The sequence below is a fragment of the Nonomuraea sp. 3-1Str genome, assembly GCF_031570565.1.
GTDB lineage: Bacteria > Actinomycetota > Actinomycetes > Streptosporangiales > Streptosporangiaceae > Nonomuraea.
In genome coordinates this window covers 1-14371 of sequence record NZ_JALHBK010000026.1, presented here as the reverse complement: position 1 = coordinate 14371, position 14371 = coordinate 1, and the positions used below count along the sequence as shown (strand labels likewise).

The 14371-nt window shown below is 70.3% G+C and carries 15 protein-coding genes; 9 read left to right on the top strand and 6 right to left on the bottom strand.

Translation table 11 applies throughout. The features are described from left to right. Positions 1 to 20 precede the first annotated feature (20 nt). Both MTP10_RS31755 and MTP10_RS31750 read left to right on the top strand, forming a co-directional pair. Positions 21 to 1409 (top strand): serine hydrolase domain-containing protein, encoded by a 1389-nt coding sequence (locus MTP10_RS31755; RefSeq protein ID WP_310713964.1) that lies wholly within the window; start codon positions 21 to 23, stop codon positions 1407 to 1409. 17 nt (positions 1410 to 1426) lie between these two features. After that, positions 1427 to 1741 (top strand): helix-turn-helix domain-containing protein, encoded by a 315-nt coding sequence (locus MTP10_RS31750; protein ID WP_310713962.1) that lies wholly within the window; start codon positions 1427 to 1429, stop codon positions 1739 to 1741. Here the strand turns inward: MTP10_RS31750 and MTP10_RS42075 are convergent. Further along, complete coding sequence (locus MTP10_RS42075) at positions 1722 to 2051, bottom strand: TetR/AcrR family transcriptional regulator (RefSeq protein WP_397334542.1); 330 nt, start codon at positions 2049 to 2051, stop codon at positions 1722 to 1724. The genes MTP10_RS31750 and MTP10_RS42075 overlap by 20 nt on opposite strands. Positions 2052 to 2229: 178 nt before the next feature. Between MTP10_RS42075 and MTP10_RS31740 the strand changes: the two genes are divergently transcribed. Then, a complete protein-coding gene (locus MTP10_RS31740) occupies positions 2230 to 3030 on the top strand; it encodes an NAD(P)H-binding protein (protein ID WP_310713958.1) in 801 nt (266 codons plus the stop codon). A 44-nt stretch (positions 3031 to 3074) separates the two neighbouring features. On the opposite strand, the gene MTP10_RS31735 is transcribed toward MTP10_RS31740, so the two are convergent. Both MTP10_RS31735 and MTP10_RS31730 read right to left on the bottom strand, forming a co-directional pair. Then, positions 3075 to 4091, bottom strand: a complete 1017-nt coding sequence (locus tag MTP10_RS31735) for a peptidase (RefSeq protein ID WP_310713956.1) — start codon at positions 4089 to 4091, stop codon at positions 3075 to 3077. A 23-nt stretch (positions 4092 to 4114) separates the two neighbouring features. Then, a complete protein-coding gene (locus MTP10_RS31730; protein ID WP_310713953.1) occupies positions 4115 to 4621 on the bottom strand; it encodes a hypothetical protein in 507 nt (168 codons plus the stop codon). Between the two features lie 345 nt (positions 4622 to 4966). Here MTP10_RS31730 and MTP10_RS31725 point away from each other — a divergent pair, with 345 nt between their 5' ends. After that, positions 4967 to 5536 carry a hypothetical protein gene (locus tag MTP10_RS31725; protein ID WP_310713951.1) on the top strand — a complete coding sequence of 190 codons (570 nt, stop codon included), beginning with the start codon at positions 4967 to 4969 and terminating at the stop codon, positions 5534 to 5536. Between the two features lie 49 nt (positions 5537 to 5585). Further along, positions 5586 to 6146 carry a hypothetical protein gene (locus MTP10_RS31720; protein ID WP_310713948.1) on the top strand — a complete coding sequence of 187 codons (561 nt, stop codon included), beginning with the start codon at positions 5586 to 5588 and terminating at the stop codon, positions 6144 to 6146. 72 nt (positions 6147 to 6218) lie between these two features. On the opposite strand, the gene MTP10_RS31715 is transcribed toward MTP10_RS31720, so the two are convergent. Continuing rightward, positions 6219 to 7022, bottom strand: a complete 804-nt coding sequence (locus MTP10_RS31715; protein ID WP_310713945.1) for a glycerophosphodiester phosphodiesterase family protein — start codon at positions 7020 to 7022, stop codon at positions 6219 to 6221. Positions 7023 to 7216: 194 nt separating this feature from the next. Here MTP10_RS31715 and MTP10_RS31710 point away from each other — a divergent pair, with 194 nt between their 5' ends. Further along, the gene (locus tag MTP10_RS31710; protein ID WP_310713943.1) at positions 7217 to 7567 is read left to right on the top strand and encodes an STAS domain-containing protein; all 351 of its coding nucleotides are present in this window, start codon (positions 7217 to 7219) and stop codon (positions 7565 to 7567) included. A gap of 33 nt (positions 7568 to 7600) precedes the next feature. On the opposite strand, the gene MTP10_RS31705 is transcribed toward MTP10_RS31710, so the two are convergent. Continuing rightward, on the bottom strand, positions 7601 to 8026 hold the full coding sequence (locus tag MTP10_RS31705; RefSeq protein WP_310713941.1) for an ATP-binding protein: 426 nt from the start codon (positions 8024 to 8026) through the stop codon (positions 7601 to 7603). Positions 8027 to 8498: 472 nt separating this feature from the next. Here MTP10_RS31705 and MTP10_RS31700 point away from each other — a divergent pair, with 472 nt between their 5' ends. Next, positions 8499 to 9638 (top strand): cytochrome P450, encoded by a 1140-nt coding sequence (locus MTP10_RS31700; RefSeq protein ID WP_310713940.1) that lies wholly within the window; start codon positions 8499 to 8501, stop codon positions 9636 to 9638. A gap of 369 nt (positions 9639 to 10007) precedes the next feature. Here the strand turns inward: MTP10_RS31700 and MTP10_RS31695 are convergent, their stop codons facing one another. Beyond that, entirely contained in the window at positions 10008 to 11690 is a 1683-nt protein-coding gene (locus MTP10_RS31695; RefSeq protein ID WP_310713939.1) for an alpha/beta fold hydrolase, read from the bottom strand. A 525-nt stretch (positions 11691 to 12215) separates the two neighbouring features. On the opposite strand from MTP10_RS31695, the gene MTP10_RS31690 reads away from it, so the two are divergent. Together MTP10_RS31690 and MTP10_RS31685 are read left to right on the top strand one after the other, a co-directional pair. Further along, positions 12216 to 13829 carry a phospholipase A2 gene (locus tag MTP10_RS31690; RefSeq protein WP_310713938.1) on the top strand — a complete coding sequence of 538 codons (1614 nt, stop codon included), beginning with the start codon at positions 12216 to 12218 and terminating at the stop codon, positions 13827 to 13829. Between the two features lie 112 nt (positions 13830 to 13941). After that, positions 13942 to 14371 (top strand): hypothetical protein (locus MTP10_RS31685; protein WP_310713937.1); only part of this gene is annotated, 430 nt, incomplete at its 3' end.

The following is a 14371-nucleotide window of genomic DNA, read 5'->3' as shown; positions in this document are numbered from 1 at the left end:
GCGGTCCCTAGCGTTGACGCGTGCTCCTGAACACTCTCGCGGCCCTCAGCCTGGCCGTACTTCCCGCGCTTCCCGCCGCGCCGACCCCCATCTCGATCGACGGGTTCATCGCCCAATATCGTGAAGCGACCGGTTTGCCGGGTGTAGCGGTGGCGGTCACCAAAGGGAGGCAGGTCCTCCACGCCGCGGGCTACGGCCGGACCGCGACAGGCGAGCCCGTGACCGCCGACACCCCCATGGCGGTCGCGTCGGTCAGCAAGTCCTTCACCTCACTGGCCGTCCTGCAACTGGTGGAGAAAGGCCGGGTCGAGCTCGACAAGCCGGTCCGCGGTTACCTGCCCGAGTTCCGGATGGCCGATCCCCGGGCGGCCGACATCACGGTGCGCCAGCTGCTCAACCAGACGTCGGGCATGGCCGACTCGGCCTTCCACGAAAAGAGCCTGCCCCAGCCCGACTCGCTCCAGGGCTCGGTGAGCCGGCTCAGAGACGCACGGCTCGCCTCGACGCCGGGCACCGCCTACAGCTACCACAACACCAACTACCAGGTCGCCGCCCGGCTGGTCGAGGTGGTGAGCGGCGAGCCGTTCGCGGGCTACCTCAAGACGCACGTGTTCACGCCGCTCGGCATGCGCCACAGCAGCACGATCGACACCGATCGGGACCTGCCGGACAGCGCCCGGGGTCACCTCTACCTCCTCGGCCAGGCGATCGCCGTGCCGGAGCCGCGCGGATTCGGCAACGGCTCCGGCGGTGTGCTCAGCAGCGCCAACGACATGGCCCGCTGGCTGATCGCCCAGAACAGCGGCAGCGACATCCTGTCTCCCGCGAGCGTCAAGGAGATGCGCACACCCTCCGCCCAGAACCCGGACTACGCCCTCGGCTGGGAGCTCGACCGGACCGCGGGCGGCACTCCCGTCGTACGCCACGGCGGCGACCTGTTCACCTCCACCGCCCAGCAACTGCTGATGCCCGAGTCCGGTTACGGCGTGGCGGTCATGGCCAACACCGGCATGGCCTTCGGCGACAGCGCCGCGCTCATGGACGGCCTGGTCGCCCTGATCGAGGGCCGGCGGCCGGACGCGCCCTCCTCTCCCTTCGTGGCCACCGACCTGGTGTTCACGCTGCTGACGCTGGCGACCGTCGCGCTGGCGGTGCGCGGCATCGCCCGCTCCCGGCGCTGGGCCGCCCGCCGGACGGGCTGGCAGCGATGGCGGCTGCTGCCGTACTTGTTGCCGCTCATCCTGTGTACGGCCATCGCCCCGCTCTTCCGGGTGCTCGCCCGAGGTAGGGACATTTCCTGGATCCAGGTGGCATACCTCTACCCGACGTTCATGATCTGGCTGGTGACGGCCGCGGCGGCGGGGACGGCACTGGTGCTCGCGCGCCTCTGGCGGGGCGCGACGAGGTAGACATAACGACTTTCGTTATGACGGTCGGTCCCCAGGGGCCCGCACGCCGCCTCGGCTGGATCCTGATCATCGGCTCCCTCGCCACGGGCGCGCTCGGCATGGTGGCCGAGCCGATCCTTTCCTCGCTGCTGCTGGCCAAGAGCTACCCGTTCCACCTGCAAGGGGGTGACGTGCTGGCCGGGATTGTGACGGGAATGCGGTGCTGGGGCGTGTCGGAGATCGTCCGGCGCGGGAACGGCCACGCCAAGGCGATGCGCTTCTCCACGCTCATGCGCCTGTGCGACGCGCTCGACTGCCAGCCGGGCGACCTGCTCAGCTATGAGCGGTCGTAGTCCAGAGTCGGGGCCGAGCAGCCACTGGGTCTGCAGGCCGTAGAGGGTCGCGAGGATTTCGGTGGCCTTGGCCACCGGCCCGCTGTTTGTTGCGGCGCGCGAGCTCCGGCAGGGCCCGAAGCCGCCCGGAGGGCTTCATGCCGCGCAGTTCCATCGCGAACGCCTCGCTGTCCAGGTCGCGCCGCTCGATCATCGCCAGCAGCAGGCCCGCCTTACTGCCGGAGTGGTGCAGCAGACCGAGCTCGGTGATGCCGGCCCGGGCCGCGACGTCGGCGAGTGAGGTGCCGCGGAAACGGCCGCGGGCGAACATCTCGCCGTCCGCCGTGATGATCTCTTCCCGCCGCAGGCGAGCGCGTTCCTGCCTGCCGGCGGGCGGGGCCGTCTGTCATGGCGTTCTCCGGTCGTGTCACATTCCCCGCGTCCCGCGGGTCGAGAGGGCAGACCCACGAGATCCGGCCCTGGCGGCCGGCAAGGACCTTGGAGCAGCCATGACGTCAACCATCCTGGTCACCGGTGGCACGGGCACGCTGGGACGCCTCGTCGTACCGCTCCTGCGTGAGGCCGGGCGCGAGCTACGGGTGCTCAGCCGCGGCGCACGGAGCGAGCCCGGGGACGGCGTCGAGTTCGTGACGGGCGACGTGACCACCGGCGAGGGGCTGGACGCCGCGGTGAGCGGGGCCGAGGTCGTCGTGCACTGCGCCGGCAGCGCCAAGGGCGACGAGGAGAAGGCCCGGAACCTGGTGCGGGCGGCGTCGGGCGGGGGCGTCCGGCACCTGGTGTACATCTCGGTCGTGGGCGCCGACCGGGTCCCCGTCGTCAGCGGGATCGACCGGGCCATGTTCGGCTACTTCGCCGCCAAGCGGGCCGCCGAGCAGGTCGTGGCCGGATCGGGCATTCCCTGGACCACGCTGCGGGCCACCCAGTTCCACGAGTGGATCCTGATGACGCTGCGGCAGCTGGCCAAGCCGCCGGTGCTGCTGCCGACCTGGGGCGGCGTGCGGTTCCAGCCGGTGGACTCCGGCGAGGTGGCGGCCCGGCTCGCCGAGCTGGCCCTCGGTGCGCCGGCCGGGCTGGTGCCGGACATCGCGGGGCCGCGCGTGCACACGATGGAGGAGCTCGCCCGCGACTACCTGCGGGCGAGCGGGAAGCGCCGGCTGGTCGTGCCCATGCGGACCCCGGGCAAGGCCGCGGCCGCGTTCCGGGACGGGGCCAACCTCGCGCCGGAGCGGGCGGTCGGCCGCCGTACCTGGGAGGACTTCCTGGCCGAGCGGGCGCGTCACGGCCTGTGACAGCCGCGCCCGCGGTTCTCGTGCTCCCCGCGGGCCACGCCTCGTCATCCCGTGGCCCGTTCCCGCCGTGAGCGGTGCCGTCTCCGGACGATCAGGAAAGAAACCGCCGCGAGCGCCGACACGCCGGCGCCGGCGCCGATCGCCGCTACGGGGAGATGGCCGTCCATGGTCGCGGCGACCGCTTCGGCCGTCCCCGCGGCGGACGGGAACCGGATGTCCGCCGCGGCGGTGCCTTCGGTCAGTCCGCTCACCAGATGGATCCGGGCGTGCCACGGGCCGTCGGGCACCTGTTCGGTGAGGAGCGCGATGACCGATCCGGTGTCGCCGGGCGCGAGTGTCGTGCCCGTTTCGACGTTGTAGGGGCCGGCGCTCAGGCCGCCGCTGGTGAGTCTCAGCTCCCCGCTCAGGTCCAGCGCGCGGCCTCCGGTGTTGTGCACCTGGGCCAGGACGGATTGCCGCCCGTCCGCCGACCGTTGGGCCGTCAACGAGTCGATGGTGAAGCCCGCGGCGGGCGCGTTGTCGCCGCCGACGGACAGGTAGATCCGGACGCCGACGCGGTTCACCTCCCGGAGGCCCCCTCCGGGAGGAGGGTCGCCGGACACCTCGGCCCAGATCATCGCGTAGCGCTCACCGGGGGCGGCGTTCTTCGGCACGTCGATGGTCGCGGTGACCATCGAGTGCGCTTGCGGGGCCAGGGTCACCTCGTCCCGGCTCATGCTGGTCCATGTGGACAGCTCGTTGGCGGTGCGGCCAGGGGCGAACTGGAAGGTCCGGTCGCGGATCTCCCCGGCTGCCGGGTAGACCGCCACCCGCTGGGGCGAGTGGGTCGTGTTGGCGATCTCGACCCGCCGGTGGATGACCGAACCCGGCTTGAGGTGGTCGACGATGTAGCGCCGGGCTCGCGAGTCGGCTCGCGCCTGGACCGGCGCGTCGACCAGGCGGATCCCGATGCCGTTCCCACGCTGGTCGGCCGCTGCCGAGGCCGGCGCGTGCAGCATGCCGGTGGCCGGGGTGAGCGCCCCGGCCACCAGCAGCCAGGCAAGGAGGTTGTGAAGACGCACGGCTGTCGCTGTCCCGGGGCCGGTCAGCCGACCGAGTGGGTGACGGTGCCGGTGTAGACGCCGACGACCGTCCCGTCCGGAATGGTGATGTCGAGCGTCGGATTCCAGGTGGCGGTGTTGTCGCCGACGAGGTCGGTCCCGGTGAAGGCGACGCGCGGCACGTTGATGATGCCGCCCGGTCCGGACGTGAAGGTGCCCGTTCCCGTGTGGGTGCCCGAGCCCGGCGAGTAGGTGACGTTGATGTTGGGAATCGTCTCGGGCGCGGTGGCGCCCCCGGTGGTGAAGTCGGTGCTGATGGCGGTGGCGGTCCAGGTGCCGTCCAGGAGGCCGCGGTCGTCGGTCACCGTGACGGCACCCATCGGCCCCGAGATGCTCGTGGTGGCGGACACCACCGAGCCGAGGTTCGCCGAGGTGGGGGCGTCGATCGTGAGAGTGCCACCGGTGATCGTGAAGGTGACGACGGTGTCGTCGGCCACGGCCGGCAGGGCGGTCGCCGCCACGAGGCCAAGACCGATGGCCGCAGCGGCCACGGCAAATGGTTTACGCATCGTTGCTCCGATGTTCAAGCGAGGACATGAGAGGCGCGAGGACCGCGGCTCGCACCGGCGGTCCCGAGCGGTCAAGGAAGCCGATATGTCGCCACGCCTCGCAATTGAAATATAACCGTACGTAGTCAATTAGTGATCAAAAGTCAGTCCGGGGCGAGCGGTGAAAGCGTATGGAGCTCGATCTCGACAGCCAGGACGCCATGGGCTTCGCCGCTCCGCGCCGCACCAGGACATCGACAGCAGTCGCAACCGAGGCGCAAGTGGATCACCAGAAGGCGCTGTGATGCTCCGTGGTGACAGCGAAATCGCGTCCCAGGAGACACACATATGAGGCAGAAAGCTCTGTCCGCCGCGACGGCCGCCCTGGCCGGGCTGGCGGCCGTGACCATGGCCGCTCCCGCTCCGGCGTCCGCCTCGGCGGTGACGATCAGGGTCGAGCGCGGCCACACCGAGACGGTGCGAGAGTGGTTCGACCCGTTCACCTGTCCGACGAACATGGTTCTCACCGGCCGCTCGCACCACGGCGACGAGAACAACGCGACGACCTACTACTGCAGCTTCATCTTCATCAACGACGAGCAGGCCCGGGTGTTCATCGGCGACTGGACCCCCGGCCAGAAGGAGAGCAGGTCCAGCTACTCCGCCCCCGCGGACCAGGCGCTCGTCGGCAGGTGGCACACCGGGGACGAAAACGGCACGACGAAGTACCGCTCGGCGACGATCTCCTGGCAGGGCCGGCAGGTGCGGCTGACCGATCCGCTCTGGACCGGTGAGTACAAGGAGAGCAGCCACACCTGGCAGGCGGACTACAACAAGGTCATGGTCGGCCGCTCGCACACCGGGGACGAGAACGGCAGGACGAAGTACCAGTACGCCACCGTGACCGTCGCGGACTGACCCGCTCGCCGTTCAGCACACCATCACGTACGTAAGGGAACCGCAGAAGATGAGGATGTACCGCAAGGCCATACCGGTCGTCGTGGCCGCCGCTCTGTCGGCCGCCACCATGGCCTCTCCCGCGGCGGCGGCGGTGACGATCAAGGTGGAGAGCATCTCCTCCCAGACCGTGTGGGAGGCGGGCGCACAGTTCACCTGCCCGCCGAACCAGGTGCTCACCGGCCGCTCGCACTACGGCGACGAGGGCAAGCCGACCACGTACTACTGCAGCCGGATTCTGGTCAACGGCGAGCAGGCCGAGGTGCACACCGGGGGCTGGAGCTCTCCCCAGCGGGAGAACAGGTCGAGCTACACCGCTCCCGTGGACCAGGTCGTCGTCGGCAGGTGGCACACCGGCGACGAGAACGGCATGACGCAGTACCTCAGCGCGGCGCTGTACTGGCAGGGGCGGCAGGTGCGGCTGACCGATCCGCTCTGGACCGGTGAGTACAAGGAGAGCAGCCACATCTGGCAGGCGAGTGCCGGCAAGGTCATGGTCGGCCGCTCCCACAGCGGGGACGAGAACGGCAGGACGAAGTACCAGTACGCCACCGTGAGCTTCGACGGCTGATCCCGGCTCATGGCGGCGGCGGTGGCCCGGGACCCCCGGCCACCGCCGCCCGGCCCCGGCGGTGCGGGCAGGCTACCCGCACTTGCCGCTGAGCCAGGCGCGGTACTCCTTCGGGTAGTTCGTCATCACGCTCTTCGGCGCCTGGGCGAGCACGGACTGCCACCGGCTCACGTTGCCGCTCCAGGCGGGCGGCGGCTCCTCCCAGCCCACGCTGTCGGTCCAGCGACCCTCGGAGCCCTTGAGGAGTCCCGGGTGGCGCCTGGCGAGCTCGGCCTGGATCCAGGAGTCCTGGGAGTAGACGAGGATGCGCTGCGAAGCCTGGCGTTCCTTGATCGGGTCGGAGATCTCCTTCCAGGCCGCCGTCGCGTACGCGGTGCTGGAGAGGAGGGCCTTGGCCTCGGGCTTGACCTCCAGGAGGGCGACCAGGCCACGGGAGCGGACGTGGTCGAGCCACTGCCGGAGCGTGTAGACCTGCTCCCCCGCGTACGGGCCGCGCGCTATGCGCCGGTCGCGCAGGTTGTCGCTTCCTGCGGTCCACCAGATGTCCGGGATGTTCTTCGTGACGCCTGTCAGCCCGTTGGTGGAGGTGTTGTGCCACATGACGGCCTTGGTGCCCTGCTTGGTCAGCTGGACGTCACCCTCCACGCCGTCGGCGCCCCACGTCTTCTGGTCGTTCACCGCTCTGAGGTTGTTGGGCTGGCGCACCTGGTCCCTGGTCCACGGGCTCGCACCCGTGGGGTAGCCGCCGTGCCCGAAGACCAGCGGGCAGGCGGCCGCACGGGACGCCGCCGCCTCGGCGTGCGCCGCCGGTGAGGCGGCCACCAAGGTGAACGCGGCCATGGATGCCGCGAATGCCGACTTCGTCCTCATCGTCATCAGGGGTGCGACTCCGTCCATGGGGTGCCGGCCAACATGGGTGATCCGCACGCTATTCGTCCCGTCCGAAATGATCAAGCGAGGTCGCGAAGTCGGGAGGCACGAGAGCCGTCAAGCTACGATGGCAGGTGATCCCTGCTGATGTCGTCGCGTACGGCAACGGCATCGTCAAAGGCAGAGGAGCGAGCGGACACGTGACCCCCCTTACCGTCAGCGTGCGACAACGATCCGGCGTGGACCTGGTGCGCCTGAGCGGAGTGCTCGACCGCGGCACCCTCGGCCAGCTCGCCACGGCCCTGCGGCCCCCGCTGGACGCCCCCAGGCCCAGGATCGTCGTGGACGTGACCGGGCTCCGATTCTGCGACTCCAGGGGCGTGCGGGGGCTGATGGAGGGCCAGCGGCAGGCCGAAGGCGCGGGTGGCGGGCTGCGCCTGATCGGCGTGCGCGGCACCCTGGCGCGGCTGCTCACCGTCACTCATCTGGTCGACCAATTTCCGCCCTATGACAGCCTCGAACACGCCTCCCGCTGGCCGGCGACCGGCTGACCACCGCGTACGGTTCGCGCGACCAGGCCGAGGTCAGCGGCCTGAGGCGCCGTAACCGCCGGCGGCGGGGTGGCGCATGCGCAGCCTCAGCCGCGAGCGGTCGTCCAGGTGATCGAGCGTGACCTCGTCGCACAGCCGGTGCATCAGCCAGAGGCCGTAGCCGCGAAAGGCCACCGTGGGCGTGGCGTCGGCGCCGCGGCGCACGTGTTCGCTGGTCAAGGTGCCGGCCGTGTCGATGACGTCCACCCAGATCCCGGCCGCGTCGGTGCCCGCGACGAGCGTGCCGGTGCCGCCGCCGTGCTCCAGGACGTTGTCGGCCGCCTCGTTGACCGCCAGCACCAGATCGTCCAGGCGGTCCCCGCCGAGACCGGCGTCGGCGGCGAAGGCGGTCACCAGATCGCGCAGCCGGCTCAGGTTCTCGGTGATCGGGCACCGCAACTGCCGCCCGGCCTCGCCCATGCCCCCCCTTCCCTGAGCCGACCTGGGCATCTCCTGCCCTGCTGCCGACGCCGAGAGCGTCGAACATCCGTGTCTCCTACCGCGCACCCGCGGAAAGATGCATCGGGCGCGCGATCGGAACAAGTCGGGAATGTGGCTGACCAGGCTACCTGAACCGGTACACCTGAGGGCGTACCGGCGGTCCCGGCCGACCGGTCCGCGCACGCGTCGCGGTCGGGGATGGGATACGTCGCCGGCATCGGCATCCTGTCCTGGGCGGCCAGGAATATGCGGCCGGGCAAGGTTAAGCTGTGGCGTCACTCGTCATCGAGTCATGCTGCTTGTAAGGCTAAAAGCGGACATTCGGTGATACACATGTCTACTCACTGACTTTTTGTCAGATGGGGGTCGTATGGCGTCTGAACTCCCCTCCTTCCCTGTCGCGAACGAGAACCCGCTCGACACCTGCGTCCGGTTACGCGAAATCGCTCCCGTGGTGGAAGTGGAATTCCCCGGAGGCGTGCCCGCCTATCTGGCACTGACCCACACGGCCGTACGAGAGATCCTCGCCGGGGACAACAGGACCTTCCTCCGCGACCCCAGCCACTGGCCCGCCCTGCACGACGGGTCGATCCCCGAGGACTGGCCGCTGCGCGCCATCGTCCAGGGCGGTCACCTGGCCACCATGGACGGCGCCGACCACCGGCGGCTGCGCGGCCTCGTCGGCAAGGCGTTCACCCCGGCCCGGGTGCAGGCCCTGGAGCCGCGGATCCAGCAGATCATCGACGGCCTGCTCGATGACGTGGTGGCCGCCGGCGACGGCGTCGACCTGGTGCCCGCCTTCACCGAGGCGCTGCCGATGTGGGTGATCTGCGAGCTGTTCGGCGTGCCCGCCGGGGACCGGCTCCGGCTGCGGGAGTGGACCGCCGCGCTGCTGGCGCACACCACACCGCCGGAGGTGGCGTTCGCGACGCAGAACGAGCTGCAGGCGTTCCTGCACGACCTGGTGGAGCGCAAGCAGCGCGAACCGGGCGACGACCTCACCTCCGGCCTGGTCCAGGCCCGCGACGAGGGGGACAGCCTGACCACCGACGAGCTGGTCGGCGTCCTGTGGCTCATGCTCGTCGCCGGCCACGAGACCACCGTCCACCTGCTCGGGCACGCCATCGTGGCGCTGGCCCAGAGCCCCGGCCAGCTCGACCTCGCCAAGGCCGGGGAGCGGTGGGCCGACGTGGTCGAGGAGACCCTGCGCTACCGCCACTCGGTGATGATGACCAGCTTCCGGTTCACGGCCGAGGACGTGACCGTCGCCGGGGTGCACATCCCCAAGGGCCGGGCGGTGGGCGTGGTCTACCAGGCCAGTGGCGTCGATCCGGCTCAGCACGGCGAGAGCGCGGACCGGTTCGACATCACCCGCGAGCAGACCGGGCACCTCGGCTTCGGGCACGGCCCGCGCTACTGCATCGGGGCGCCGCTGGCCCGGATGGAGAGCCGGCTGGCGCTCGCCTCGCTGTACCGGCGGCTGCCGCGGCTCAGCCTCGCGATCGACCCCGGCGCCATCCCGTACTCCCCGTCGTTCTTCACCATCGGCCCGCTGTCCTTGCCGGTGAACCTCGGCCTCACCCAGCCCTGACAAGCCCTCGGCCACGCCCGGCCCCTCAACCCCGGCCGGCTCCAGTCCTGGCTCATCGTGCGCGGAAGTCGGAGGTGATCACCGTGCATCCGGTCTCATGACAGCCCCAGGCACCAGGGGCGGGAACCGGGAGTGGTGCCACTTCCGGCGCGAGGAGCGCCGCCGAAGCCGTCACCAGGCGCGCCGCGAGCTGCGCGCCCACCACGGCGACGGCTGAAGGAGGCGCCGAGCCGCAGGGCTCGCGGCCCTTGAGGGGCGGCGCGCGTCGAAGGCGCCGGTACGGCGACGCGCCCCGGCTCGGTGACGAGTCGGGGCGCGTCGGTGTCGGCCGGCGGAGCAGGCCGGAGCCGGGTCAGAGCCGGCCGGAGCTCAGCCGGACGTCCTCGGCCGGCCGGCGGCGGCCGTGGTCGCCGGCGGCCGGGCGGAGGTCACGAGTGGAGCGCCCCACGGAAGCTTGTCCGTCGGCCACAGCTCACGCTGCCGCTTCTTGAGCAGGGTCTCGACCCTGCCGCCCACCGGGCAGCGGAAACCCTGCGGGGGCAGGGTCAGCGAGATCAGGTAGTCGTCGATCGGCACCGTGCTGCACTCGTCCTTGCCGTAGATGCGGTGCCCCCAGCCCTCGTAGGTGATCAGGCGCGCCTTGGAGCCGAGCTGACGGGCCACGCCGGCCGACCAGGAGTACGGGGTGGACGGATCGTGCAAGGAGTTGCCCAGCAGGATCGGAGTGCTGCCCGTGTAACGCAGCCGGTGCTGCGGGTTGGTGGTGTGGTGGCCGAGGCAGACGGGCAGGTCCTCCATCGGCATCGGGTTGTAGCGCATGTCCGGGGCGCGGCGGTTGGAGCTGCGCAGCAGCGCGGCGTACTCCCTGTAGTTGCGCACCCGTAGCCGGTAGTCCTGACAGAGGATCGCGGTGGGCAGCTGGGCGACGTACCCCGAAACGGGCCCTCGTCCGGGCATCGGCGGCACCCACGACGACGGCTCCCCGCCGTCCAGGGCGCGAAGCAGCTCGCTCAGCAGCTGCCAGGCGGGCCCTTCGGTGCCCAGCACGCCGTTCCACAGGACCTGGATCTCGGTCATCGGCCGGTCCGGGACGCCCGGGTAGTACAGCCGGCCGCTGCGCGCCTTGGCCAGGATGCTCTCCCACACCGCGCGGACGTCCTTGCCGTGCAGGGCGCAGCTCGGATCCTGCCCGCACCAGCCGGCGAACTCGTCGAAGGCGTCCTCGACGGCCGCGGCCTCGGTGTCGAGAAAGTCCTTGACGCCGAGGCTGTGGTCCATGTTGCTGTCCAGGGCCATGGCCCGGATCCGGTCCGGGAACAGCTCGGCGTACATCTGGCCGATCAGCGTCCCGTACGAGACCCCGTAGAAGGTGAGCTTCTCCTCGCCCAGCGCGGCGCGCAGGGCGTCCACGTCGCGCGCGACGTCGACCGAGTCCACATGGTCGTACAGCGGGCCGGTACGGGCCCGGCAGTCCGCGCGCAGCTTCCTGGCGAAGGCGCTCCACCTGACGAAGTCGGCCTGGCTCTTCATGACGGCGTACGGGATCTGGTTGTACACCGACGCCGAGCAGATCACCGGGTGGCTGCGGCCGACACCTCGGGGGTCGAAGCCGACGATGTCGAACCGCTTCTGCAACTCCTCGTTGAAGAACCCGGGAGCGCCGAAGGCGGCCTCCACGCCCGACCCGCCCGGACCACCCGGGTTGATCACCAGGGAGCCGACGCGGGCCGCCGGGTCGGTGGCCTTGCGGCGGGCGACGGCCAGGTCGATGGTGGCCCCGTCCGGACGCGACCAGTCGATCGGGACCGTCAGCTTGCCGCACTCGGCGGAGGGCTCCTCCTCGCAGGGCGCCCAGGCGATGCGGCCCTTGCCCGGGGCCGGCTGCTGCGGGCTCGGCGAGGACGTCGGCGAAGTCGTCGGCGTGGACGACGCCGTCGGGGCAGGGGTCGTCCTGGCTTCCGTTCCAGGGCCCGCCGCGACGGCCGGCGACATGGGTAACAGCGTCGCCATCGCCACGAAGGCGACGGCGAGCAGAGATGACCTTCTTCGCACAGTGCTCCCATCGTCGATCGGCCGGTGGGGCCACTCAAGCGGCACCCGACCCGGCTCTGATCATCATCGGTCGACGGCCGCGACGCCCCGAAGCCGGCGGCGGCGAACGCGGCCCCCGCATCAGACCGCGACAAATCGACGGGCAGCACGATACAACGGCAGCCTCGCGAAGATCCTGACAATGACGGTGAAGATCGACGCGCGAGGCGGCCGGTCACGACGGCGCGCATGGTGGCCGAACCGTGGCCGGCCGACCGGTTAACGGTGAAACGACGATTCGCCAGTCCGCGTCCGGAAGCACGGACAGCTATTATTCTCAAACTCTGCACATTACCGCCATAAACTCACCACAGGCTCGCCATGAGGCCCGCGACCTGGGCGAACGAAAGAAATAAGCTGTCGATAAATATGCCTTCGTAGGCGATCCGAACATTTCTTCCGGAAAATGTCCAGACCTTGCTTGCTCGTTTTATCGGCGCTTACTCTCCACATTGTTCAGACCTTTCTCTTATGTGGAGGCACCACGTGCGCCGATTAGCTCTTCCTCTCGCCCTGGCGGCGATGCTTCTGCCCTTCCTCGCGCCGGAGGTCTCCGCCACCACCGCACCGGCCGAACCGCCGCCGGCCGACGTGCAGGAGATCGGTCCCGGCCAGTACTCCGCCGACACCAAGACCTTCGCGCTCACCGAGCTGGACGTGTCCGCCGGCGCGATCAGCCGTAAGCACGGCGTGGCCCTGACCGCCGGCGATCTGGCCCGGCCGCAGTCGGCCCCGGCCACCCGCCCCGAGCTCGGCGTCTTCGGGCCCGGCTGGCAGGCGGAGTTCGCCGGTGGGCAGATCAACCGGAAACTGGAGAACCAGAACGGCACCATCGTCGTCACGGAGCTCGACGAAGGGACGTCGACCAGCTACTCCCTGAAGAGCAGCGTCTCCTTCCCCGACGGCGGCGGCATCCAGACGTACGAGGCCGCCGACGGATCCAAACTCACCGAGACCACCAAGTGGGACGCGGCCGTCGGAGCGATGCGCACCACGACGGCCGAGACGTTCAAGACAGATCTGAGTCCCCAGGACCCGGGCGACGAGCCCTTGACCAACCCCGACGGCACCCCCATCAGCGACGCCGACCTCCAGCTCACCTACGTCTGGTCACGGCCGGCCGGGGCGCCGAGCGCCGACCCCTGGCGGGTGACCAGCGTGGGCACCGTCGCCTTCGGCAAGTCCACGATCACCTATGACCCCCAGGGCCGGGTCAGCACCGTCAAGGAACCGACCCGTGGCGAGATGCCCGCGTCCGTCACCAAGTTCACCTACGCCACGACCACCACGGCCTCCGGCACCTCCTTCGGCGACTACGCGGGCCGGCTCAAGGAGGTCACCGTCGCGTACGGAACCGAGGCGCCGCAGACCGAGGCGAGCTACGCCTACGATCCGAACGGCCTCCTGCGCACCGTGACCGACCCCAGCGTCGGCGCCACGCAGGGGAGCTATGCCTACGACTCGGTGGGACGCCTGTCGTCGATCGAGTCCGACAGCAACGGTGACTGGCAGCTCACCTTCCCGGCGGGCGCCGCGACGCCCCAGGTGACCGCCTCCGGCACGGACATGCCGGAGAACGGCGGGACGACCGAGGGCGCGGCCGGGCTGGACGACCCCGACGCGACCGAGCCGCCGGCCAGTGACTTCCTGCCGGACGGCGTGGATCCCCCGCAGTCCTACCCGAAGAAGTGCAACACGGCCAAGACCTGGATGTGGTACACGAAGTCGGGCTGCTCGGCCTGGGCATTTCACGGCGGCAAATGGCGCAAGCCGGGCTGGAAGCGGACCGCCAGCGGCTTCAAGGTCAGGGGCATCGTCTACGACCACTGCACGAAGCCGGGAGCGGACCGCCCCCTCGGCTTCGACTTCCGGCCGGCCTGTGACGCCCACGACTACGGGTACGGCCTGATGACCAACCAGAAGAAGCACTACAAGTACTACCTCGACCGCACTCTCCGGCGGAAGGCCGACGTGGACACCCGCTTCTTCATCACCTTGAAGGACAAGGTGTGCGGCGGCTACTTCATCCTGGTGCGGCCCTCCTGCAGGAAGATCGCAGCAGTTTATTACGCGGCCGTCCTGCTCTTCGGTATGCCCTGAGAACAGCGCGAGCACAACGTAGAACCTTCCTCGGGGACTCCCCTCGGCCGGATGGCGGCTTCGGCCGCCGTCCGGCCACCCCTCATGCCCTTAATGTAAGGCGCGGTACGTCATGAAATTGCGAGTCTTATCCTGTGTCATCGCGGCCCTGGCGACCACGGTGATCGCGACCGGGCCGGTCCACGCGGCGGAGCCCTCCCCCACGACTCCCGCAGCGACCGCTGCGACCGCACAGCAGGCCACCCCGGCGGCGCCCTGGATCGAGCCCCGGCTGAGCGAGCGGGCGGCCGCGGCCGGCACGATCAGAGTCAACGTCGTCAGCAGAAGCCGCGCCGACCTGCCGGACGCGGCCGCCGGCGGCCAGGTGATCCAGCAACTGTCCCGCCTGCCCGTGCTCACCCTGCACGTCGACCAGGCCGGACTGGACCGCCTGGCAAAACTGCCCAGCGTGGTCAGCGTGCCCGAGGCCCGGCCGGTCCCGCCGGTACTGGCCGAAAGCGTCCCACTGATCGGCGCCGACAAGACCAGAGCCGCGGGCAAGA